21 protein-coding genes are annotated in these 22,480 nt (G+C 33.8%); 11 read left to right on the forward strand and 10 right to left on the reverse strand.

Annotation, left to right across the window (positions count from 1 at the left end; genetic code table 11):
* Nucleotides 1–177 precede the first annotated feature (177 nt).
* Together DMB71_RS14360 and DMB71_RS14365 are read right to left on the reverse strand one after the other, a co-directional pair.
* Nucleotides 178–2,100: a metallophosphoesterase family protein gene (locus tag DMB71_RS14360; protein ID WP_111367207.1), complete on the reverse strand. Its 1,923-nt coding sequence runs from the start codon at nucleotides 2,098–2,100 to the stop codon at nucleotides 178–180.
* 307 nt (nucleotides 2,101–2,407) lie between these two features.
* A complete protein-coding gene (locus DMB71_RS14365; protein WP_111367209.1) occupies nucleotides 2,408–3,472 on the reverse strand; it encodes a phosphatidylinositol-specific phospholipase C1-like protein in 1,065 nt (354 codons plus the stop codon).
* Nucleotides 3,473–3,737: 265 nt separating this feature from the next.
* Between DMB71_RS14365 and DMB71_RS14370 the strand changes: the two genes are divergently transcribed.
* The 5 genes from DMB71_RS14370 (at nucleotide 3,738) to DMB71_RS14390 (ending at nucleotide 11,255) form a co-directional block, all read left to right on the forward strand.
* Nucleotides 3,738–4,262 (forward strand): RNA polymerase sigma-70 factor, encoded by a 525-nt coding sequence (locus tag DMB71_RS14370; RefSeq protein ID WP_111367210.1) that lies wholly within the window; start codon nucleotides 3,738–3,740, stop codon nucleotides 4,260–4,262.
* 84 nt (nucleotides 4,263–4,346) lie between these two features.
* Nucleotides 4,347–5,270, forward strand: a complete 924-nt coding sequence (locus DMB71_RS14375; protein WP_111367212.1) for a FecR family protein — start codon at nucleotides 4,347–4,349, stop codon at nucleotides 5,268–5,270.
* Nucleotides 5,271–5,340: 70 nt separating this feature from the next.
* The gene (locus DMB71_RS14380) at nucleotides 5,341–8,622 is read left to right on the forward strand and encodes a SusC/RagA family TonB-linked outer membrane protein (protein WP_111367213.1); all 3,282 of its coding nucleotides are present in this window, start codon (nucleotides 5,341–5,343) and stop codon (nucleotides 8,620–8,622) included.
* 5 nt (nucleotides 8,623–8,627) lie between these two features.
* Nucleotides 8,628–10,397, forward strand: coding sequence for a RagB/SusD family nutrient uptake outer membrane protein (locus tag DMB71_RS14385; protein ID WP_111367215.1), 1,770 nt, complete (start codon nucleotides 8,628–8,630; stop codon nucleotides 10,395–10,397).
* A 489-nt stretch (nucleotides 10,398–10,886) separates the two neighbouring features.
* Nucleotides 10,887–11,255, forward strand: a complete 369-nt coding sequence (locus DMB71_RS14390) for a SpoIIAA family protein (RefSeq protein ID WP_111367216.1) — start codon at nucleotides 10,887–10,889, stop codon at nucleotides 11,253–11,255.
* A 67-nt stretch (nucleotides 11,256–11,322) separates the two neighbouring features.
* Here the strand turns inward: DMB71_RS14390 and DMB71_RS14395 are convergent, their stop codons facing one another.
* From DMB71_RS14395 to DMB71_RS14405, 3 genes are read right to left on the reverse strand one after another with little or no spacing between them, the layout of a single operon-like run.
* On the reverse strand, nucleotides 11,323–11,595 hold the full coding sequence (locus tag DMB71_RS14395) for a PrgI family protein (RefSeq protein WP_111367218.1): 273 nt from the start codon (nucleotides 11,593–11,595) through the stop codon (nucleotides 11,323–11,325).
* A gap of 39 nt (nucleotides 11,596–11,634) precedes the next feature.
* Nucleotides 11,635–12,033, reverse strand: a complete 399-nt coding sequence (locus tag DMB71_RS14400; RefSeq protein WP_111367219.1) for a hypothetical protein — start codon at nucleotides 12,031–12,033, stop codon at nucleotides 11,635–11,637.
* A gap of 33 nt (nucleotides 12,034–12,066) precedes the next feature.
* Nucleotides 12,067–12,555 (reverse strand): hypothetical protein, encoded by a 489-nt coding sequence (locus DMB71_RS14405; protein ID WP_111367221.1) that lies wholly within the window; start codon nucleotides 12,553–12,555, stop codon nucleotides 12,067–12,069.
* Between the two features lie 336 nt (nucleotides 12,556–12,891).
* On the opposite strand from DMB71_RS14405, the gene DMB71_RS14410 reads away from it, so the two are divergent.
* Nucleotides 12,892–13,365: a CinA family protein gene (locus tag DMB71_RS14410; protein ID WP_111367222.1), complete on the forward strand. Its 474-nt coding sequence runs from the start codon at nucleotides 12,892–12,894 to the stop codon at nucleotides 13,363–13,365.
* Between the two features lie 100 nt (nucleotides 13,366–13,465).
* Here DMB71_RS14410 and DMB71_RS14415 read toward each other — a convergent pair whose 3' ends face one another.
* A complete protein-coding gene (locus tag DMB71_RS14415) occupies nucleotides 13,466–14,383 on the reverse strand; it encodes a DsbA family protein (protein WP_111367224.1) in 918 nt (305 codons plus the stop codon).
* Nucleotides 14,384–14,652: 269 nt separating this feature from the next.
* Here DMB71_RS14415 and DMB71_RS14420 point away from each other — a divergent pair, with 269 nt between their 5' ends.
* The 5 genes from DMB71_RS14420 to DMB71_RS14440 all read left to right on the forward strand — a co-directional run bounded on the left by DMB71_RS14420 (nucleotide 14,653) and on the right by DMB71_RS14440 (nucleotide 18,606).
* Nucleotides 14,653–15,351, forward strand: coding sequence for an SMI1/KNR4 family protein (locus DMB71_RS14420; RefSeq protein ID WP_111367226.1), 699 nt, complete (start codon nucleotides 14,653–14,655; stop codon nucleotides 15,349–15,351).
* Nucleotides 15,352–15,381: 30 nt separating this feature from the next.
* Nucleotides 15,382–16,731, forward strand: coding sequence for a DUF6138 family protein (locus tag DMB71_RS14425; protein ID WP_111367227.1), 1,350 nt, complete (start codon nucleotides 15,382–15,384; stop codon nucleotides 16,729–16,731).
* Nucleotides 16,732–16,740: 9 nt separating this feature from the next.
* Complete coding sequence (locus tag DMB71_RS14430) at nucleotides 16,741–17,397, forward strand: Imm19 family immunity protein (protein ID WP_111367229.1); 657 nt, start codon at nucleotides 16,741–16,743, stop codon at nucleotides 17,395–17,397.
* Nucleotides 17,398–17,508: 111 nt separating this feature from the next.
* Nucleotides 17,509–17,985: a TlpA family protein disulfide reductase gene (locus DMB71_RS14435; RefSeq protein WP_111367230.1), complete on the forward strand. Its 477-nt coding sequence runs from the start codon at nucleotides 17,509–17,511 to the stop codon at nucleotides 17,983–17,985.
* A 6-nt stretch (nucleotides 17,986–17,991) separates the two neighbouring features.
* Nucleotides 17,992–18,606, forward strand: a complete 615-nt coding sequence (locus tag DMB71_RS14440; RefSeq protein WP_111367232.1) for a thioredoxin family protein — start codon at nucleotides 17,992–17,994, stop codon at nucleotides 18,604–18,606.
* A gap of 160 nt (nucleotides 18,607–18,766) precedes the next feature.
* Here DMB71_RS14440 and DMB71_RS14445 read toward each other — a convergent pair whose 3' ends face one another.
* The 4 genes from DMB71_RS14445 to DMB71_RS14460 all read right to left on the reverse strand — a co-directional run bounded on the left by DMB71_RS14445 (nucleotide 18,767) and on the right by DMB71_RS14460 (nucleotide 22,433).
* Nucleotides 18,767–19,996: a PQQ-dependent sugar dehydrogenase gene (locus DMB71_RS14445; RefSeq protein WP_111367233.1), complete on the reverse strand. Its 1,230-nt coding sequence runs from the start codon at nucleotides 19,994–19,996 to the stop codon at nucleotides 18,767–18,769.
* A gap of 349 nt (nucleotides 19,997–20,345) precedes the next feature.
* Entirely contained in the window at nucleotides 20,346–20,639 is a 294-nt protein-coding gene (locus DMB71_RS14450) for a DUF3861 domain-containing protein (RefSeq protein ID WP_111367235.1), read from the reverse strand.
* Nucleotides 20,640–20,658: 19 nt separating this feature from the next.
* Nucleotides 20,659–21,390 carry a LytR/AlgR family response regulator transcription factor gene (locus tag DMB71_RS14455; RefSeq protein ID WP_111367236.1) on the reverse strand — a complete coding sequence of 244 codons (732 nt, stop codon included), beginning with the start codon at nucleotides 21,388–21,390 and terminating at the stop codon, nucleotides 20,659–20,661.
* The gene (locus tag DMB71_RS14460) at nucleotides 21,387–22,433 is read right to left on the reverse strand and encodes a sensor histidine kinase (RefSeq protein ID WP_111367238.1); all 1,047 of its coding nucleotides are present in this window, start codon (nucleotides 22,431–22,433) and stop codon (nucleotides 21,387–21,389) included. Before DMB71_RS14460 ends, DMB71_RS14455 begins: the two co-directional genes overlap by 4 nt.
* Between the last annotated feature and the right edge of the window lie 47 nt (nucleotides 22,434–22,480).

Raw genomic sequence — 22,480 nt, forward strand, 5'->3', positions numbered from 1 at the left:
TTAGGTTTTAATGTGATAAAGGCTGTCAGAAATGATGGCTTTTTTTTTTTACCGCAAAGAGCGCTAAGGATTTTTCGCAAAGTTTTTTTAATCTCGCAAAGACGCAGAGTCGCAAAGAATATAAAAACTTAGCGACTCTGCGTCTTTGCGAGAAATCCAGCAATACAAAAAAAAGAATCACTTCAAATTCTTAACTTCACCATTTTTCAAGTCAACTGTAAAATGATCTGCTGGAACTTCATGCATAAATTTATTGAAGATGATAAGAAATAATTTCATCTGTTTCTGTAGCGGATCATCTTTTGAAAGATCATCTTTTGAACCTTCTAAAAATAAATGAGACAAGGCTTTATATTCTTTTGCTCTTTGAATTCCAACATCGGCTAAAGCCAATTCATCGGCACTTCTAAAACGATAAAAATCTACTAGAAGATCATAACCAGACCAAGTGAAATTGTCTTTTTTGAGATTATTCTGAGCTAGGATTTTTTCTGATTTAGCTTCAGCTTGATTCCATTGTTTTTGAAATTGATCTTTATTTTTAAGAATAAAATCAAAATCTTTATCCGATTGCATATTGGCTAAAACCAATAAATCTTTCGCAGAAATATTCAATATAAAATCTTTGAAAGCAGAAGGCCAATCGTCTTTTAAGAATCTAAGTCGAACCAATTCTTTTAAGTGAAAATCGGTAAAATCGTGATAGTTTTTTGTTTTTAAAATATCAATATTCCAAATATCTTGAGCATTCTGACTTTCTAGAAACTGATATTCCATTTTATACAAATCAAAAAGTTCGTTGTATCTCGGAACATCATCGATAGTAATGGTTTGAATATCGACAACATTATCTTTTTTGAAAGTCAATAATTTATAAGCTGGAATATAAGCCGCAAGCGATGGAGTTTGTATATTAACCAAAGTGTTTCCTTTTGCTGAAGTTCTAACTCCCGTATCGTTGATATGCATATGTCCTCCAAAATGAATTTTTAATCCAGCATCTGCAAAAACTTGTGCGACTTCTTCAACAGGAATACGGTTTAACTGCCATTTGTTTGGACCAAGCAATTCTTCTATTTCTGCGGAAGCGTCATCGTTAAAATCAATCATAGGGAAATGGCTAAAAGCGATTAAAGTTTTTCCTTGCTTTTTGGCTTCCGCCGAAATAGTTTCAACCCATTTTATAAGATGTTTTTTGTTCGAAAGCACATTGTTATAACCTGTGCTGGCTTCGCTGTAATTCTTAGAATCTTTTTCAGCGGAAGCATTTTTCTTCGGAATATAAACATTTCCATCAATCGCCATCAGCCAAAGTCCGTCTATAGGTTCTACAACATAACTAACGTCTGGAACTTCATAACCAGGCGCTACTTCGTATACGCGATTTTCCAATTTTGCACTTTCTACAGCCTTTTCGAATGTATAGTTTTCACTTGTGTAGGAAGAAAATGGAGTAGCCCAGAATTTGTATTTTTTATTGGGATGAAAACCAAAATCATGAAGCTGATCTGTAATTCCTAAATAACCCATTTTAGCAATATCGGCTGTAACAACTACGGGCTGTTCGATGTTTAGATTTGGCTTATAGAGACCGTCTTTGCTATAAATGGGTTGACTTTTACCATCTTTCCCTAAGAAATCTTCTTTTCCAGATTCTTGTGCAAAAGGGCCAACTGGATCATGGTTTCCGGTAGTGATGAAGAATTCTATTCCGTATTTTTTGGTGTACTGTTCTAATATATTGGCTAATCCACGAACGTGAATGGGCTGTCCGTCATCGGTATAATCTCCTGGCAGTGCAACGTATTTAATTTTTCGTTTTGCGATATCTTCTAAAGCGGCTATAAAAGCAAAATAGTTTTCATTGAAAATGCGTGTAGAATGTAGCTGTGATGACATGGTTCGAATTAAAACATGTTTTCCCGTTTTCGGATTCAAAACGCCTTTGTAATCAGAGTCAGAAAAATTGCCGAATAAATCCTGTAGATGTACATCTGAAAGAAATGCGATTTGTGTTCCGTTGAGGTTTTTTGCTTTTTGTGCTGAAATCGTATAATTGAAAAGAATAAAAAGAGCTATTATGGTAAATTTTGAATTCATAGGTTTTGTTTTTTTACCGCAAAGGGCGCAATCCCGATAGCTATCGGGATTCGCAAAGTTCGCTAAGATTTTTGAGCGAAGTTTATAAATAAACAAGTTCGCAAAGCTTTGCTTGCTTTACGTTTTTGAATAAGATAATTGCAATCAAATTTTAACATAGCCCGTGGTTTTAACCACGGGGACACAACGTATATCGCCTTTCTATGCGTTCCTGCGGTTTCAACCGCAGGCTATATTTGAAAATCTTTGTGAACTTTGCGTATCCCGATAGCTATCGGGATTGCGCCCTTTGCGGTTAAGGAAAAAATTAAGGCACGTTTACAGGATTATTTCGAACATAACTTCCATCATCATATTTAATTTGGTAAGGAGAATTAAAGAAAGTGCTAGGAAGATAATAATCGGTTGTGATGATTTGTGCGCCTGATTTTTTAGCAGCTTCAAAATGCGAATAATCGTTTGCACGTGCTTCCTTGGTATCAGAATCGGCTCTAGTTCGTATTAAATATCCTTTTTTTACCAAATCTTCAATTTGTGGATCTTCAGAATTGTTTCTAAATAAAGCTGCGGCTTCTGGTTTTCCGGGTTCGGCATTAATAAAAACGGCGCGTCCCTTAAGGGACGGATGATTCAATGCGTACAAATCTCTTTTTGCGCCGTTATTATCTAATAAGAATAAAAACTTTCCTTTGGCCTCTTTTAGGGTTGGCCAATTGTTGTTTAATACCGCTTCTTCAAGTGTTTTATATTTCCCGCGAACCATGTCTGGCGTAATCAGTTTATCTTTTCCTAATTCTTTACGGATTACTTTATCCATTTCGTCAAAAACAGCAGCGGTAAAATCTTCTGGTTTTGTTCCGAAGAAATTGGCATCGCCATCTTTTGGTTCTAAAGTAATGAAAACAGGAACGTGATTCGGATTGGCATCAGACCATTTTTTTAATTCCTGAAGGCAGATTTCGAACGTATAAGCAGAAGTTCGAAAGTCAATATCTGGCATGTGAAAAACCTTAAAACCTGGTTTTTTCATTAATCCGTTTGGGTCGTAAGCTTCTTCAGATTTTGCAATGTCCAAACCTTTCGGATGCGTATATTTTCCGCCTTTCGCGTCAGCAAAAATATCAATTTCCAGATTGCGCAAACCTTTATTCAATTGATCGGTAATGCTAATATGAGTGTATTGTAAACCTTTAAGCGAACGAGAAGTATCTCTAGCCTGAATAAGATTGTATAAGTCAGTTTCGATCGCGTGACGATAGCTGTTATGTGATCCGATAACCTGAATTTGGTTAATCTTCAGATTGTCGTTTTGCATTTGAGCACTTAAATTTAAAGTACTGGCAAATAATAAAGTGAACAAGAATGGTTTCATAATTCTAAAATGTAATTAAAACTGTTTGACTGGGACGCATCAAAAGAAAATTCCATTTTTTGAAAGTGACTAAATTAAATGTCATGCTCGATTTTGATGTTAGTTTAATAAAAAGAAATCGCAAAGGCATTTCTATTTTTACTCAAAAAAAGTAGTATTTCTACATCAAATGTGTTTGTTTTTTAATTTAAAGATAACATTGACACAAAAAACTTTGGCTTTTCATTTTATTATTTTACGATAGTATAAAGCCTGTAATTACCGTATGAATAATCCTGAAATTTTTGAACAAACGTATAACCAATATTGGAAAAAGCTCAATGCATTTTCTTATACGATGACTCAGGACAAAGACTTGGCGCAGAACATTGTTCAGGATGTTTTTGTGGATTTATGGGAGAGAAAAGAAGAACTGAATATTAATGCAATTGAACCCTTTTTGTTTCGTGCAGTAAAAAATCAGGTTTTCAAACATTATCAGAACAATCGTTTTGATAAGACGATTTTAGAAGAAAAATTCGAAGACTATATTATTGACAATTTTTCGACCATTGATCCAGAAGTGATGGATCTGCTTTATTCTTTATTAGACAAACTTCCAGAAAAAAGAAAAGAGGTTTTGCTGATGTATAAATTTCAAGATATGACAATCGACCAGATTGCTGACGAACTTGGAATTTCTAAACAAACTGTAAAAAATCAGATTTCATCGGCAGTAAAGCAACTTCGCGAAGGCTTAAAAGACTTAGCTTGGCTGGCTCCATTCATTATTTTCAATCAAAAATTTTAAAATAACTTTCGCTTGATGTTTTCATAATATTTGGCGATAGTACGATTTCTTGTTTCTGGTACTTATTCATAACAATAAGTATTTATGATAAAAAGAATCAAACATAGTTTAGAGTATCTGCTGGATAAAAGTTCGCGAGGAAAAACTTCATTGGCAGAAGAAAATTTATTACATGATTTTGCCTTTAGCGAATATCAGAATTCAAAATGGGATAATGATCTTATGGGAAATCCAGAAATCGAATCTCAAAACATATATGACGAAATTCAGTTAAGAATTGGAAAGAAAAGATCTTTCCGTCCTTATTTAAAATATATAGCTGCTGCCAGCATTCTTTTTCTGCTTGGTTTAGGATTTTTCTTGAGACCAAATGTTTTAAACCAAAAACAAATCACATTTAAAACGTCATCGATTCCCAAATCTATCCAATTAAGTGACGGTTCGAAAATTTATCTGGCAGCAAACTCATCATTTCAGTATCCTGAAAAATTTGAAGGCGATCAAAGAACGGTTTCTTTACTAAAAGGAAATGCGTTTTTTGAAGTTGCCAAAGACAAACAGCATCCTTTTATTATTCATTCTGGCGAAATAAAAACCAGAGTTGTAGGAACTTCATTTCACATTCAATTATCAAAATTAAACTGTAAGGTAATTGTGGTAACAGGAAAAGTAAATGTTTCTGGAAAAGGGCAGAGTGTTGATTTAGTGCCGAATCAAGAAGCTTTATTTGAATCTCAAAAATTAACCAAACAAATGGCTGATAAAGCATTTTTGGTGAATTGGTATAATCAAGATGTAACGCTTGAGCAAACGACACTTAAACAAGTCATCAATATTCTACAATATAAATACGGAGTATCATTTGAGTATGATAATGAACACGTATTAGCAACGCCGTTAACGGTATTCATCAAGAAGGACGCGACATTAGAAAATGTTTTGGAACAAATAAATTATATCACAAACCTAAAATTCAAAGTTTATGGCGAAATAGTAAAAGTGGATTAAAAACAAAAAAAGCAGTTGCGGGAACAACTGCTATTAATAATTAAGCATCGTAAAAACAATTACTTAAATCATGTATTTTAAACCTTCTTATTTAAATCTAAAGAGTTTTGTCTTTTTAGTTCTAGCTTTACTAGCCTTTCAGAGCGGTTATAGTAAAACTTTATTAAAAGAGTCAAAAGTAGCAAATAAAATAGAAAAAGCTACCCTTGTTTCTATTTTTTCAAAATTAACACAGCAGACCGATTACAAATTCAGCTACGGACAAGCTGTAATTGCTGATAATACAGCTTATGCTGTAAATTATAGCAATGAGTCTATTACGGCAATTTTGAATGATCTTTCTAAAAAAGCCAATTTCAATTATAACATTAATGGAAAACTAGTTTTAATTCAAAAAACGGCTGCGCCAAAAACAGTAAATACTAAAGCTGTTGACAGAATTAAAGTAAAAGGAAAAGTAGTTGACGAAAATAAACTGCCAATTCCTGGAGCAACAATTAGAGAAACAAGTTCATCAAATTCAGCGGTAACTAATTTTGATGGAGAATTTGAAATTACAGTTGGAGAAGGAAAAACGATTGACATTTCTTATATGGGTTATAAAACTAAAACAGTTGCCGTACAGACTGGTTTTATGACGATTCAATTAGATCCAAATACAGCTGAATTAAATGAAGTTTTGGTTGTTGGTTACGGAAAACAATCTAAAAAAGACGTTACAGGAGCCGTGACTCAGTTAGAAGCAGCAAATTTCAAACAAGGTGTAAACGTTTCTGTAGATAATTTAATGCAAGGAAAAGTAGCTGGTGTACGTGTTGTAAATACAAGCGGTGAGCCGGGAGCGGGAGTAAACGTAACCATTCGTGGAGTTGGGTCTATCAGAAGCGGAAGTACGCCTTTGTTTGTTGTAGATGGTGTGCCTTTGTCTAATGATGATGTGAGTCCGTCGGGAAGTAATGTTGGATTTGGAACTTCTTCAGCAAAAAATCCATTGAACTTTTTGAATACAAGCGATATCGAATCGATTACGGTTTTGAAAGATGCATCGGCTTCTGCGATTTATGGAGCTAGAGGATCTAACGGAGTGGTTTTGGTAACAACTAAAAAAGGTTCTAAAGGTGAAGGAACATTAACTTTTGATACTTATACTGGAGTTGCAACTGTGGCTAACAAACTTGATGTTTTAAGCGCAAGCCAATATAGAAATGCAATTAAAGATAAAGCGTTTGATCACGGAGGAAATACAGATTGGCAAGATGTAATTTACAGAACAGCTATTACGACAAACAATTCGCTATCTTTTTCTAAACAGACAGATTCTGGAAACTATTATGCTTCGATTGCACAAATGGATCAGGAAGGTGTGGTTCGAAACAGTAACTTCAAACGTCTTTCTGGGAGAATTAATGCTGCTGAATCATTCTTGGATAACAAACGTTTGAAAGTAAAAATGAATCTTACGGCGAGTGAAACGAAAGATGACGGAGTTCCAACAAGTGATGACGGTGGTTCTAACGGACAATTGATTGTCCATACGCTAATGGCAAATCCAACGCGTTCTGTTTTTGATGCGAATGGAAAATACACGAATTTCAACATGAACGCGCATTACAATCCAGCCTATTTGTTGAGCATTTACCAAGATCAAACCAGAACGTTGAGAGCTTTAGGAAACTTAGAGGCTTCTCTTAGAATTATTGACGGATTAGAGTATAAATTGAACATTGGTGTGGATCGTTCGATGGCGGAGAGAAATACAACAATTTTTCCAAACTTAACCGATTTGAATCCGAAAGGGAAATATGTTCAGAATAACTTAGATTCTAAAAACTCTTTGGTTGAGCATTATCTGACTTACAATTTGAATTTAAACAAACATAAAATTGAAGCTTTAGGCGGTTTCTCATACCAAAAGTTTGAAAGATCAGGAACAAGTTTCAGCATTGACGGAATCGCAAATCAAGGTGAGGGAGTTCCGCCTTCAATCAATCCTGGTTTTAAAGGCACGCAATCTGGAACAACGGGTTATGCACAGGAAAACGAATTGCAGTCTTATTTCGGAAGGTTAAATTATGGTTTCGATAACAGATATCTTCTAACAGCTTCTATGAGAGGTGATGGTTCGACTCGTTTTGGTAAAAACAACAAATACGGTTATTTCCCATCATTTGCTTTAGGATGGAATATTGCTAATGAAAGTTTCTTAAAAGATTCTTCGACATTAAATAATTTAAAATTAAGAGCAAGCTGGGGACAGACAGGAAACCAAGAAGTTGAAAACAAAATTACGCAAGCAAGCTACTCTTTATCGGGAGCTGATGGATATTATTTATACGACGATTTAAATCTTGTGAACGGAGTTTCTGTAAACAGAACGCCAAATCCTGATTTGAAATGGGAAGTTGTAACGCAATATAACGTTGGTTTAGATTTCAATTTATGGAATGATAAATTGTACGGAACATTAGATTATTTCAATAAAACTACAACAGATGCTATTTTGAATGTTCCTTCTCAAGCTTTGAGTCCAACGACTACAATCTGGACGAATATCGATGGGAAAATCATCAATAAAGGTATTGAGTTTATGCTAGGTTCAAAAATCGTTGACACGAAGAATTTCTCTTGGAATATTGACATGAACGGTGCGACTTTGAATAATAAAATTGAAGATCTTCCGGTTTCAGAAATCTTAACAGGAACAATTTCAGGTCCTGGACAATCTGGAGTAAATGCAAATATCTACAAAAGCGGTTACGCTGCGGGATCATTCTACTTATTAGAGCACATTGGTTTTGATGCAAATGGAGGAAATATATTTAAAGATCAAAACGGAGACGGTAAAATTGACAACAGTGATAGAATTATTATTGAAGGCGCTTTACCAACTTTTTACTACGGATTTAATAGTGATATGAGATATAAAAACTTTACTTTCTCATTTTCTATCATCGGTCAAACGGGAGGTTATTTATTGAACAACACGGGATTAAATGCATTAAATATAAACAACCTTGCATCTGACCGCAACGTGGCTACAGGTTATTATGAGTCTGGCGCAAATCCTGCAAACTCACCAATCTTGTCGACTTTATTCTTAGAAAAATCAGATTTTATTAGATTGAATACGGCTCGTATTGGTTACAATTTTGATTTAAAAGGATTAAACTGGATAAACGGATTAACGCTTTATGTAACAGGTCAGAACTTAATTACGATTACGAATTATACAGGTTACGATCCGTTAATCAATAGTCCGAAATCAAACGGAGGAAACCAATCAATTGGTATCGATTATGCAAGTTATCCAACTTCTAGAACATTCAGTTTTGGAGCAACTTTAAAACTATAATTATTATGAAGACAAATACTATTTTTAATATAAAAACATTAGCAATATTTTCTTTTATATGGCTTTTTGCAAGCTGTACCAATCTTGACGAAGTTGTTTTGGATGAGGTTTTAGGAGAAGATGCTTCAAACCCTGCTGGAGCTTTAGCAGCAGCTTATGATCGTTTGGGAGACGGAACTTTTGTAGATCATGGAGGTATTTTTTCTTTACAAGAATATACAACAGATGAAGCAATCTTGCCAACTCGAGGAAGTGATTGGGGAGACGGTGGAAAATGGAGAGACATGCACGAGTTTACGTGGAAATCTGATAACGCTGTTGTAGTAGATAACTGGAATAAATTGACAAACGGAATTACGCGTTCGTTAACCGCAATCCAGTCAGTTGAAGAAAGTTCAATTCCAGAGAAGAAATTGTTTTTAGCGGAAGCGAAAGGACTTTTAGCGTATTATTTATACACAACTTTAGATTTATACGGACAAGCGCCATACAGAGATCCGATGAACCCAAATGCGCCTTTGCAGATTTTAAAAGCCGATACGCAAATTGATCAATTGATAAAAGATGTTGAAGCTTTATTGCCAGATTTAGCAGAAATGGGAACGCAGCAGACGCATCATGGAAGATTTACAAAAGAAGCGGCGTATGGATTTTTAGCACAGATGTATCTGAATCGTGCCGTTTTTAAAGATCGTTTCAATGCCTCTTCAAGCTTTAATTTTACTGAAGCTGCAGCAACGGGTACAGGAACAGATATGGATCGTGTAATTTATTATACTTCTTTGCTAATTGATTCTGGAAAATATTCTTTAGAAAGCGATTATTTCAAAAACTTCGCAAGAGATAATGACAAAGGAAAAGAATTGATTTTTGCGATTTCTCAAAAAATAGATTACATCAGAAACGGTTCAAACAGTTTTGCTTATGTATGTATGGAGCGTAACCAAAGAACATCAGCAGCAAATAGAGGAACAAACGCAGCTTGTACAACTCCTGAGTTTTTTGCAACATGGGACGGAAATCACGACGATCCGAGATTTCAGCAGAAATATCAGTATTCTGATGGAACTTGGTTTAAAAACGACGGAACAGATGTAAGCGTTCCAGCAACAGATATTGTTCCGAAAAGTGCTAATTTACCTTGGTTCCACTTTAATAGAGGAATAGAATTTGGACCTCAATACGGACCAATATTATTATCATCCGGTTCTTTAGAAATGGTTAACGGACGTATTAAAGTTTCGCCATTGTATATGGAAAAAAGCACCACAACGAGAATGGATTTTACGCCTTCTTTAACGTTTAAAAATCCAGCTCAGGCAGTTTTTGCTCAGAATGAAATCAATCAAGGAGCGCGTATTTTCAAATACGAATTTGATCCAGAAGGAGGAAACGGGAATAGTAATGTTGATATTCCGTTATTTCGTTTAGGAGGAATTTATACAATGAGAGCCGAAGCTTATTTCAGAAAAGGAAATACAGCTCAGGCAATGGAAGATTTGAACAAATTGCGTACAAGCAGAAAAAGAGAATCTCTATTCGGAAGCACGCCAGGAAAAGCTTTGACTGCAATAGATCAGACAGTTTTATACAATGAAATTGGTTTCGAATTATACTGGGAGTTATACAGAAGACCACAAATGATCCGTTTCGGGAAATTTGATCTTGCTGGAACTGCAAAAGCAGCTTCGCAACCTTATAGAAGAGTTTTCCCAATTCCGCAGTCGACAATTGACGTTACTAAGGAATTCAAGCAAAACCAAGGATACAATTAAGTTTGTTTTTTAGAGTAACAAAAGTGACAAAGGTGCAAAGGTGAAGACACAAAGTAAAGCAGTAAAATCTAACACTGAATATTTACATGAATTTTTAGCAATTAAAAAACTTTGTCACTTAAAATCTTTAAAGTTTGTGTGTTAGTTTTTTTTTATTTTTTTCCAAAAAGCCTGTTTTCAAAAAAAGCAGGCTTTTTTTCTTTAAGGTTCAGAGGGACAAAGCTCCAAAGGAACAAAGTTTTTAGGTCGTGATTTACTGGCACAGTATTTTAGATGCACTGCTGTTCATCTAAAACAAAGAATGTTCCGCAATCAAGAAACCTTTGTCCCTTTGTAACTCTGAGCCTTTGAGCCTTAAAAAAATATAATAAACGAATAGTTAAATGTAAGTGTTATCTGATTGATATTGAGTATATTTGAGTGTGTATTAAACATCATTAAAATGTTTAAAACAAAACTTCATTAAATAACTCAAAAAGTATAAAAATCATGATACATCAAATAGACACTACAGATAATATTGTTGCCTTTAGAGCATTGGCAGAAGTGACAAAAGAAGATTTTTTGACTACAGTAACTCCAGCTGTTGAACATTTGGTTAAACAAATCAATGAAATTAATTTTTTATTGGTGTTAGATACAGACATTAAAAATTTTACGCCAGGTGCTTGGTTAGAAGATGGACTTTTAGGACTTAAGCATTTAGGAAAATGGAATAGAGCTGCAATTGTTACGGATACAGAAGAAATTATCTCTTTCACTAACGGATTTAGTTATATTGTTCCAGGTGAGTTTCGTGGTTATAAAAAAATAGATTTTAATAAAGCATTAAACTGGGTTGAAGGAAATATAAACTAATTTAACCTAAATGAAAAAGAGCGCTTATAATAAAATAAGCGCTCTTTTTTATGATAGTTTAAAACAATTAGTGGTTGTATTCGATACCGCTGCTTGATTGAGCATCAATTTTTTCTTTAGATACTTGACTGTATTTTTTATAACAAGCTGATGCTAAAATTGGTAATGCAAGACTTCCTACAACAGCGCTTGCTTTCGGATGTCCGGTTTTCTTCAAAACTGCCGCTGCTAAAAGAGCACCAACACCAGCACAGACCATTTGTTTTACTGACAGATTTAATGGTTTACTTTCAGGTTTAATTCCGTGTAATAATGGGTCTATAAAATTCAAATTCTCCATAATGCCAATTAATTTTTAATTATACTTATTTGTTATTTTTTAATTTTTACTGTTTTCAGTGTCAGTTTCACTTTCAATTTTCTCAATTTCTACCTTTTCTTTTTTTATAGCTTGGCGTAATAGAGCAAAAAGACTCATATAAACATTTGCCATAAAAACCAGAGAAAACCCTGCCAAAATATACCCTCTCCAATCATTTAACAAAAGTTTATAATCGCAAATGATCAGAAAGGCAATTGTAACGTAGTGACTAAAGCAATATTCACAGGTAAGGAGATAAAAGAACTTCCTTGACAGTATGTATTTGTCATTTTTAGAATGTCTGACACACCATTCATGCGGTTCTCTAAAAATCTCTTCGTGAGTGACAGTCCAACTGATACAAGCAATTGGAATTGCAAGTACAAAAAGCCAGACAATTTGAGTTGCTAAAGTCATATCAATTATGCATTACAATTTACAAAATTTTTGCTATTCTCTCGGATGATTTTCTGGATAATGTTCTGCGTCAAAATCATCCAATTCTTCATCTTTGTCATGATCTTTATCTCTTTCCCGATCATTTTGGTATTCCAAATCAGGATCGTATTCATCATTTAGATCATCTTCAGTGTCATCGTTTGTTATGGCATCATCTTCATTGATGATTCTTTCTTGATTCGGAATATTTTCTGAACGAATAGTGGTATTGGGCTCAAAATCTCCTTTGGGATGCGAAGAATCTTCAATAAACTCTTCCTGATATTGATATGGATCTTCATCATGCGCATAATTGTCATTGTCAATTAGCGTATTTTGTTCATAATAATCAGGATCGCTTTCGCCAAATTCTCGATTGTCATGTTTTTTCAAAACTTGTTTAAACTCGTCTTCATTAGAGTAAGTTCCGTCAGCGAGAGTATTTTGTTCGATATAATCAGGATCAAATTGACCATAATCATGATTGTGTTGCTTTTCCATAATACTATTTTTTAGATTATTATTTTTTCAAGATTGAATCTTCATAAAGAAGATCTGTAAATTCTTTACAGTTTACTGCAATTGTCTTATCCTAGCTTTAAAAGTCATGGGATTTTGGCTTTTATATTTTTTCGGATTATACTATATGACTTTAAAAAAGCTGTATTTACAAATTTACTGCGTTAAGAGAAGGAAGTCCTTATAAAAAAATAAAGGATAGTTGTATAATTAACAGTTACTTATAATGTAAATATTGTAGGAAATTATGTAAGTTTATAATATTCGAACAATCTACATTTGAGATTGAAATTAATGTGCAATTAAATTTAAAATCATATGGCGTCAGATAAAGTAACCGCATGCTGTCAGACTTTAATAGAAAAGAACTTAACAATATCATTTGCAGAAAGTGCTTCTGCTGGAAAAATGTCTTATGAGTTTTCGACAGTTCTTAATTCTGGAAAAATTCTAATAGGAGGAATAGTATGTTATCATTCTTCAATGAAAGAAGATTTGCTTCATATTCCGTGGGGAACTATTGAGCAATACAGCGCCGAATCTGCAGAAGTTACCAAGTTGATGGCGCAAAATTTTTACCGATATATTAATTCAGACATTTGTGTTGGTTTAACAGGATTGACTACACCAGGAGGAAGCGAAAGCGAGTCAAAACCAGTTGGGACCATTTTTATCCATATTGTTTTTGGAGAAAAGCAAATTGCCAAACGTTATGAGTTTAAAGGAACTCCAGAAGGGATTATTGATCAGGCAATAGATGTTGTGGCTGATTTGATTTTGAAAGAGATATAAAGAAAAGAATTAGGTGTTTTAGAATAGGAAAATCCGTAAAGCAATTTCTTTACGGATTTTATTTTTTGAATCTAAAGATTTATATTTCTAATTGAATCCTTTATTTTCTAATATATAAAGAACCATTTTTGATCGTCTTTTTATCCAATTTTCCTTTGTTGCATAATTCCTCTAGAATAATTTTTGCTTCGTTAACTGAAATATTGTGAATAACAGCATATTCTTTTGGAGCAAGTGTTGGATAAATTTCAAAAACAGACAATGAATTTTTATTCTCAAACTTTTTTGCTTTAGCTTCAGGAAATAGGGCGAGTAAAGCATTTTCATAAGAAGCATAAGGCTTAGAACCATAAACCGTAAGCTGATTGTTATTGGCATCCGCTAAAAATAGAGTTGGAAATCCTCTCACGCCAAGCGCTTTTCCTAGATTTAAATCTTCTTGAAAAAGCTTTTTGGCATCACCATCATAATCCGTTTTAAGTTTTTGAACATCTAAACCAACAATTTTAGCTGCGTCGGCAATGTTTTCCCATTTGGCAATGTTCTTTTTGTTGAGATATAATTCTTCGCGAAGAACACGCATAAATTTCACAGCCTTTTCTTTACTCTGCATTTGAGCCGCTTTCATAGCAATACATGACGGATAAGACGAGTCCAACGGATCTTCAAGCCAAACATTTCCATCAATTGGCATTTCGTAATATAAACTGGCCTCATCCCAATGATGTGCCACGTCAGAAGGTTTGCTTATTCCGCCGCTATTGTAGCTCCAGTCAGGTAACAAACCGCCCATTCGATAATCAATTTCAAAATAATCGCCGTATTCTAGTTTTAATTTTCTAAGTTGAGGTTCGATTCCCCAACAAGAAGAGCAAATGGGGTCTGTATAGTAAATTATCTTAACAGGTTTGTTTTCTGTCGGAATAGCTGTTTTGGTATTCGATTTTTCGCCAGCTGGCATCTCGCACATTCCGCTTATAGGATCGCATAGTAACGGATTTGTTTTGTCTTCACTCATTTTAGAATTCGTTTGAGATTGGCAGCTTACACTGCAAATCAAGATTAATAGTATCGACAGTATTTTCATAGTAATGTTTAAAAGGTACTCTCGGTTTTATGAATTTACTGCAAAGTTGGGCCGAATATCATAACCAGTCAATTAGTCAAAAAAACATGACTAGAAAATAACGGGATTGTCATTTTTAAAAAGTGAGATTATCATTATAAAGTAATTGCAGGCTTGTAATTAATTGTCTACTTTTCACTTCCTAAAAATAGAAGCCAAAGATGAATTATATTCAAAAGATTAAACGCCTTTACAACCTATCGGAAAATGAAAACTACGGATTTTCGGAAAATCAGATTCTCGATCTTGAGAAGACATTAAACATAAAACTTCCTTCAAAACTCAAAGAGTATTATTTAAAATTAGGACTAGAAGAAAACCTCAATTACTGTTTCAATAGACTTTTGAAACCCGAAAATGAAATCGGATTCTCAGATGATGATTTTCTAGTTTTTTATGAGGAAAATCAAAACGTAGCCTTTTGGGGAATTAAAAAAGAAGATTTAAAACAGGATAATCCGCCAGTATATGGCAACTACGACACAATCGAAAAATCAGATTGGGAAATAGAAACTGAGACAGCGGAAAACTTTTTTCTTTTGATGGCAGTTTTCAATGGTACTTTGGGCGGACTTCAATTTAATGGAAATTATTTTGGAGAAATTGATTCTGAAGTTGTAAAACTTGTTGAAGAAAACTATGCGTTTGTTTCTGAAATCAGCCGAGAAAATCAAAAGGTATATACAGATGAGTTTTATAATGTAATCAGTTTGTCATTCGATCAAGAAAACAATTGCACAGGAGCTTTTATTGGATCAAGCGATCAGGAACGATTTGATGCCATTCTTGATCTTATTGATATTGATTGGTCTTATCTGTCTTATGATGATGATGAATATGATGAGGACGATGAAGAATAATCAAATTAAAAAGTGATAATAAAATAAAGAATGAGAGAATTAAATTATTTAGTAAAAATAGAAGGTAACGAATCGCTGTTAGAAAAATTCATTGAAGCGATTGATACTAATACCATTAAAATAGATAAAGCATATCCAAATCCTTATGTATTAGATTCGGGTGAAAAATTTCTGCTATCACCCATAATTGAATATTTTTTCCAGACTAGACCTTTCTCAAAAGAATTTTATATTTCATTTGTTGAAAAATTAAGAAAACTTACTGGATTTGAGAGTTACCGTTATGTATTAGGATTGCAAGCTGAGGAATTGGTTTTTAATAGTTTTGAAAGAGTAAAAAAAGGCAAATACAAGATTTTTATACCTAAAACAAAAGAAGAACTGCCGAAACCCATATTGACAGAAGAACAAAAAGAGCTCTTAAGTTTTATATGTTATATCGCTGTTTCTCATATTAAATACGGTCCAAGTTATGCCACAGTTACTGCAAATGAATATTTTGATGTTGTAACTGAATTAGGTTCTGATGAGGTAGAACAGCTTAAGAAAAACGGAACAGGAAAACTTTCAAAAGAGTTGACAGAGTATAAAGACAAAGATTTTACAGGAAAGGCAAATGATGTTTTTGCTAAAATAAATCTTAAGCTGGCTGCCGAAACAGAAGAAAGCTACGCAAAAGCATTACACTTCGTGAATAATCTTTTAAAATCTGATTTTCCTAAAAGCTTCGAAATTAGTTTTTCATCAAAAGGAAAAGAGTTGCTTCCTATAAAAGGGCTTCCAAAATGCGGACAGAATTACTTATTTGCAGGAGCAGTAAAATACCCAAATCTGCATGAAAGCATTTTAGAATACATCAATCTTACTAAAAAGAAATACGAATGGTACACCAATCTTGAAGCTGAAAATTGTGCGATGCCTTCAACTTTTGCTGTTTTTGCTTTAGGATTGCAGGACGAAAAGTATTTTGAAACATTGATAGATTATTATCAAACAATAGATGGTGAACATCAGTCTATTCAGCAGAAATTTACACCTGTGTTTTTGGAGAAATTTGGAATAAATGAAAAATCAATAAAAGTCTATATCAATGCTGTTTTATCCATGCAGGAACATCCGCATAATAAGGCTTTCATTTCTTATTTTACAAATGAAAATAGCTTGAAGTTATTATTGGATAGTAAAGCGAATTTTGTTTCGTATTATTTTACAGAAGAAGATTTAAAAGACTATTCAGATAGTGGCACTAATGTTCAGGAAATGGCAGATTATTGCTGGGAAGGTGTGATGTATACTACGTTTGGACAAAGCAAAGGTTTCGCTAAAATTAGCAAACTGCTTACAGATTCAGAAAGAGAAATATTTGAAAAACTTTTGTAACGAAGCGTTATGGATAAACAAATACAAATTGAAGAACTCAATAACAATACCTTTTTCTGGAAATATTATTTCTGCTGGTCAAGAGGTTATGATGAAAAAGAAGAAATAAATATCGATGAGGTTCTAGAAGTTGTAGAAATTAATGAAACTGAAGCTTATGAGTGGGAATGGAAGTTTTTCAATCAGAATGATATTGAAGAAAACCCAAGATATGTTTCGGGCAAAATAAATGATGATTTAAATTATGCCATCGAATTTGCCGAATATGAAATCAACTTCTTTCTTAACGATGTTTACATTGGCAATTTAGGTGGCCATTTTGAAGCTTGGTTTTTTACCTTGGAGGAATTATTGGCTTTTGAAAAATATCCGAATCTGTTTCTTCTTTTACTTCCAATGACTGGAATACAAGAAAATGAAAAAGCTGTTTTAAAACCCATAATTGTAAAACATTTAAATACAATTCCAAAATTTGAAGCACATTCAAAATATATTTCAGATTGTATTTTAAACGGATTAGCGATGCAGTCTCCATTTCTAGAAATAAAAGATATCGGATTGACAAATACCGAAAACCACAGCGTAAGAAACATAATAGATTATCCGCGTTACAAAGAAGATGTAACGAAATTGAATAAAGCGTTAAAAAAGAACTTAGTATCTTAGAAACTTAGCCACTTAGTAGCTTAAAACACTCATTAAACTTTCATTAACAAAAAGTAAGATTTCATTATTTTATATTTGTAAGACACAAATTAATCCTAAAGCATTCTTCTCATGAAAATAAAGCCTTTTTTCTACATATTTTTATTCGGTATTATTTCAGTTTCGGCGTATAGTCAGAATGTAAAATTGCTAAATATCAATCAGCTTAATGAGAGAATCAAAAACGGGAAAGACAGCACTTATGTTGTGAATTTTTGGGCAACTTGGTGCGCGCCATGCATAAAAGAATTGCCGCATTTTGAGAAATTGCAAGCAGAACACAAATCAGAAAAACTGGCTGTTTTATTAGTAAGTTTAGATTTTAAATCGAAACTAGAATCAAATGTGATTCCGTTTGTGAAAAGGAAAAATTTAAAGAATGAAGTCTTTTTATTGAATGAAAGCAGTCCGCAAGAATTTATTGATAGAATAGATCCAAGCTGGTCAGGAAGTATTCCGGCAACGCTTTTTATTAAAAATGACAAACGAAAATTTGTCGAAAGCGAATTTACCTACGAACAATTATTAACTGAATATAAAAAACTGTAAACCATTATGAAGAAAATAATCTTATTACTAGCATTAGCATTTTCTGCTTTTCTATCTCATGCACAAAATGCAGTTACACTTAAAGCAGGCGATCCAGCTCCAGATTTCAAACTGAAAAATGTGGACAACAAAGAAGTTTCTTTCGGAACTTTTAAAGATGCAAAAGGATATATTGTAGTTTTTACATGCAATACATGTCCGTACGCAATTGGTTACGAGCAAAGAATTATCGATTTGGATAAAAAATTCAAATCGCAAGGATATCCTGTAATTGCCATCAATCCAAATGATCCTGAAGCTTCTAATGCAGATACTTTTGTAAAAATGCAAGATTTGGCAAAGGACAAAAAATATTCTTTCCCATATTTATTTGATCCAGGACAGAAAATTACAGACGAGTACGGAGCAAAACGTACGCCTCACATCTTTATCGTTTCTAAAACAGCAAAAGGAAATGTTGTAGAATATGTTGGAGCAATCGATAATGATCCAGAAGGAAATAATCCTCAGAAAATAAAATATGCTGAAGATGTAATCGCATCTTTAAAAAGCGGACAGAAACCAGCAATTACGCAAACTAAAGAAATAGGCTGTACTGTAAAAAGAAAAGCAAAAGCTTAAGTTTTTTGTTTCAGGTTTAAAGTTGAAAGTTCCAAGTTAAACGCAACGGAATAAAACCTGAAATCTGAAACCTGAAACTTGAAACAAAAAAACAAAAAATCATAAAACACGAAACGCCCCAAATATGGGGCGTTTTTTTGGCATGTATAGATGAACAAGTTTACTTTTTATCTATTCTATAAAGTCTTCCTTGATCGGTAACGGCGTATAATGCTTCATCTTTTCCTTGTGTAATATCTCTAAATCTCTGTCCTTCTCCGGCTAATAATCTTTCTTCACCAGCCACTTTATTGTCTTTAAAAGCCAAGCGTACAATATGCATACCGCTTAAAGCACCAATAAAAAGATTATTTTCCCATTCTGGAATTCGTTTTCCAGCGTAAAATGTCATACCGCTTGGCGAAACTACAGGATCCCAGTAATAAACAGGCTGCTCCATTCCGTCTTTTTGTGTAATACCTTCTCCAATTTTCGTACCACTATATTCAATTCCGTAAGTAATTGTTGGCCAGCCATAATTTGCTCCCGCTTTAATTCGGTTAATTTCATCACCGCCTCTTGGGCCGTGTTCGCTTGACCATAATTCACCAGTAATAGGATGAAAAGCTAACCCTTGAGAATTTCTATTGCCGATGGTATAAAGTTCTGGCAAAGCTCCATTCTGAGTAAAAGCTGGATTTCCTGGTGCTGCTTGTCCGCTTGTGGTAATATGAACAATTTTTCCCAAGCTGCTTGTAACAGCTTGTGCCAACGGACGTGTTTCTAGAACTGATCTTTCGCCAATGCTTACAAATAAATTTCCAGTTTTATCAAATAAAACTCGGCCTCCGTAATGTAGTGTACTTGCGTTTGGCGTGTTCGAACGATAAATTACCGTCGCATTTTCAATTGCTTTTTCATCGTCTGAAATTCTTCCTTTCGCGACAGCGGTAATATTTCCGCCAGCAACAACTTCAGAGAAAGCCCAATAAATCATTCGGTTTGTTGCAAATGATGGATCAAGGCAAATACCAAGCAATCCGCCTTGGTCTGCAGGATTTACAGATGGAACGCCAGTTAAGGCATTACTGATAACTCCTGCTTGAGTTACGATTTTAATTTTGCCCGCTTTTTCAGTTACAAGCAGACGTCCGTCAGGAAGATAAGCAACTCCCCAAGGAGCGCTTAATCCGTTTGTGATAACTTTAGATTCAATTTCGGTGGTAGTCTGAATACTTCCTGCACGTGTCTGTCCTGCAAATGCAGGCTTATAAGTGGTGTTTGCCGTTCCCGTTTCTACAGGAGGTCCTGTTGGTCCTGTATTTGTGCCTCCGTCGTTATTGTCGTTATTAGAACAACCGCCTAAAGTAAGAATTCCTGCAAGAAGAAAAATACTTTTTTGAATTATCATAATGCTTTCATTTTAATGGTTAAAAATAAATTTTGCATTATCGGACATTTCGAAAGAGAAGATTATCAATGGAGATTCAGTAAAGTCGAAATGGTCAGTTTCAAATGAATGCTCTGTTTTTCAATTAAGAATGCCTAAATGCTTATGCCATTTTTATGTGAAGGATTAGAATTTCAAAAACAGAAATTAAACTTCTTTTGGAAAAGCATTTAGTGGGACATGCCTAATTGGAACGGAAAATTGTGACAAAATATTGCCAATAAGAATTGGAATGTCTTTTTCTTAGCAGAAATTTAACATTCCAAAATTCAACTGAAATGGCGTTGAGGTCTTAATTTTAAAGAAGGTTTTAAAGACTCTTTAACTTTTTCATGAAGATTGGAAAAACTTCATTTAATTCTTCAAAAAGTGGATTTTTTCTGTTTTTTAATTTGATTTCGGTAAATAATTTTAGTCCTAAAGCAAATTGAACGGCTTCTGATTCGTTTGCAAAAATGTTCTTAGATTTTATTTTTTCAATGATTCCAAAAATTTCGTCGTGATTGTCAAATTCAATTCCGAGTTCTTTTGCTGGTTCGGTTTCTCCATTTGAATATTCCTTAAGACTTAAAGTAAGGTAATATTTGTTTGATCTTTTTTCCATGATTTTTGTATTCTAACTTTTATTTAAGCCATTTATCAACCAATGTTTTAAATGCTTCTTTATATTGCTCGCCAACCGTTATTTCTATTTTATCGATAAAAATGGAATTTTTGCTGATGGCGCTTATTTTGTCTAGAGCCACAATGAATGAACGATGCACGCGCATAAATTTTGATGAAGGCAGTTTTTCTTCTAATGCCTTAAGCGAAATAAGAGACATTAAGGCTTTCTGTGAATCTTCAAGATGTACTTTTACATAATCTTTGAGACTTTCAATATAAGTGATGTCTTTCAATGAAATTCTGACCCATTGGTATTCAACTTTCAGAAAGATAAACTCATCATCGGCTGCAATGGAATTAAAGTGATTGTTAGCTTCTTCAGAGAGCTGTAAAACTTTGCTCGAAGCACGTAGAAATTCTTCGTAGCTGAAAGGTTTTAAAAGATAATCTACAGCATTTACTTTATAGCCTTCAATCGCATAATGATTATAAGCGGTCGTAAAAATAATTTTTGGCAATGGTCCGGCTTGATCTTGTATTAATCTTGCCAATTCCATTCCGCTTAAATTAGGCATATTGATATCCAAGAAAACTAGGTCAGGTTTTGTTTCCCTGATAAGTCCCATGGCATCTACAGCATTGTCGCAAGTAGAAATTAATTCTAAAAACGGAGTCTGTTCTATAAAGGTTTCTACCAGTCTTAAAGCCAACGGTTCGTCATCTACTGCTATACATTTTAATACTGTCATTGCTCTAAATTTATCTTCAACTTAATTTTATATGTTCCGTGATCGGTAACTCCAAAAGAAATAAAATGCTGATTTGGATAAATCAATTGTAATCTTCGTTTGGTGTTGGTTAAACCAATTCCGCCCACATCAGAAACTGTTGTTTTTTCGAAATAAGTATTTTCAACTTCAAATTCCAGTTCGCTTCCATTTTGCGTAAGCTTAATGTAGATTTCACTTTTATCAGTAGCATGAACGCCATGTTTAAAAGCATTTTCTACTAAAGGTAATAATAACATGGGAACAATTGGGTAATCATGTATTTTTTCAGGAATATCGGTTGTAATAGTCAGTTTGCTGTTGGCACGAAGTTTCATTAATGCAATGAAATCTCTCATAAATTCAGCTTCCTTCAGCAGTGTTGTTTTTTCTTCTGTGCTATAAAGTAAATAACGCATCATACGACTCAAGGTATGAAGTGCATTTCTAGAGTCTTCAATATCGGTGTACGTAAGCGAATAGATGCTGTTAAGCGAATTAAAGAAAAAATGCGGATTGATTTGTGCCTTAAGCATTGCAAGTTCGGCAGCTGTTTTATCCTGTTCTAATTTTTGCTTATGCTGAGCTGCTTTTTGCCAATATTGTAACATGGCCCAACTTGTGCTTATTCCTAAAACAAGCAGACTGAGCATTAAAACGTAATTGTCAAAATAAGGATTTTTATATTTTTTGAATCCTAGAATGAGACTTATTTTATTGTGAAGATCAGTCTGTGAGGTATAAAAATAGGCGATAACCTGCATGGCAAAAATTGTAATAAAAGCCCAAACCAAAAAAGGGGAAGTATTATCTTTAAAAATGGTTCTTGGAACTATAATTCTTGCATTAGAATAAAAAATAATAATCAGTAAAATAAGTAAGGTCATTTGCCAAAGCCAAAAGACCCCAGGAAGAGCTACATTCCAAGTTAAAGGTATATAAAATAGCATTATGAAGCCTAATAATACCCAGCTTAGTATGTGCAATCCGGTAAATAAATAAGGTCTGAAAAAGCTTGGTCCCATTGTAATTTTTGATATTTAAGGACAATATTACATTTTATTCGAATACA

Origin of the sequence: Flavobacterium tistrianum (assembly GCF_003254545.1) — a bacterium.
Lineage (GTDB): Bacteria > Bacteroidota > Bacteroidia > Flavobacteriales > Flavobacteriaceae > Flavobacterium > Flavobacterium tistrianum.

Bases quoted from the DNA above. Each gene is read 5' to 3' on its own strand.
- DMB71_RS14445 (WP_111367233.1), bottom strand. From the start codon at position 19,996: ATGATAATTCAAAAAAGTATTTTTCTTCTTGCAGGAATTCTTACTTTA.
- DMB71_RS14435 (WP_111367230.1), top strand. From the start codon at position 17,509: ATGAAAATAAAGCCTTTTTTCTACATATTTTTATTCGGTATTATTTCA.
- DMB71_RS14410 (WP_111367222.1), top strand. From the start codon at position 12,892: ATGGCGTCAGATAAAGTAACCGCATGCTGTCAGACTTTAATAGAAAAG.
- DMB71_RS14450 (WP_111367235.1), bottom strand. From the start codon at position 20,639: ATGGAAAAAAGATCAAACAAATATTACCTTACTTTAAGTCTTAAGGAA.
- DMB71_RS14460 (WP_111367238.1), bottom strand. From the start codon at position 22,433: ATGGGACCAAGCTTTTTCAGACCTTATTTATTTACCGGATTGCACATA.
- DMB71_RS14400 (WP_111367219.1), bottom strand. From the start codon at position 12,033: ATGACTTTAGCAACTCAAATTGTCTGGCTTTTTGTACTTGCAATTCCA.
- DMB71_RS14405 (WP_111367221.1), bottom strand. From the start codon at position 12,555: ATGGAAAAGCAACACAATCATGATTATGGTCAATTTGATCCTGATTAT.
- DMB71_RS14455 (WP_111367236.1), bottom strand. From the start codon at position 21,390: ATGACAGTATTAAAATGTATAGCAGTAGATGACGAACCGTTGGCTTTA.
- DMB71_RS14380 (WP_111367213.1), top strand. From the start codon at position 5,341: ATGTATTTTAAACCTTCTTATTTAAATCTAAAGAGTTTTGTCTTTTTA.
- DMB71_RS14395 (WP_111367218.1), bottom strand. From the start codon at position 11,595: ATGGAGAATTTGAATTTTATAGACCCATTATTACACGGAATTAAACCT.
- DMB71_RS14430 (WP_111367229.1), top strand. From the start codon at position 16,741: ATGGATAAACAAATACAAATTGAAGAACTCAATAACAATACCTTTTTC.
- DMB71_RS14360 (WP_111367207.1), bottom strand. From the start codon at position 2,100: ATGAATTCAAAATTTACCATAATAGCTCTTTTTATTCTTTTCAATTAT.
- DMB71_RS14415 (WP_111367224.1), bottom strand. From the start codon at position 14,383: ATGAGTGAAGACAAAACAAATCCGTTACTATGCGATCCTATAAGCGGA.
- DMB71_RS14365 (WP_111367209.1), bottom strand. From the start codon at position 3,472: ATGAAACCATTCTTGTTCACTTTATTATTTGCCAGTACTTTAAATTTA.
- DMB71_RS14440 (WP_111367232.1), top strand. From the start codon at position 17,992: ATGAAGAAAATAATCTTATTACTAGCATTAGCATTTTCTGCTTTTCTA.
- DMB71_RS14420 (WP_111367226.1), top strand. From the start codon at position 14,653: ATGAATTATATTCAAAAGATTAAACGCCTTTACAACCTATCGGAAAAT.
- DMB71_RS14425 (WP_111367227.1), top strand. From the start codon at position 15,382: ATGAGAGAATTAAATTATTTAGTAAAAATAGAAGGTAACGAATCGCTG.
- DMB71_RS14390 (WP_111367216.1), top strand. From the start codon at position 10,887: ATGATACATCAAATAGACACTACAGATAATATTGTTGCCTTTAGAGCA.
- DMB71_RS14375 (WP_111367212.1), top strand. From the start codon at position 4,347: ATGATAAAAAGAATCAAACATAGTTTAGAGTATCTGCTGGATAAAAGT.
- DMB71_RS14370 (WP_111367210.1), top strand. From the start codon at position 3,738: ATGAATAATCCTGAAATTTTTGAACAAACGTATAACCAATATTGGAAA.
- DMB71_RS14385 (WP_111367215.1), top strand. From the start codon at position 8,628: ATGAAGACAAATACTATTTTTAATATAAAAACATTAGCAATATTTTCT.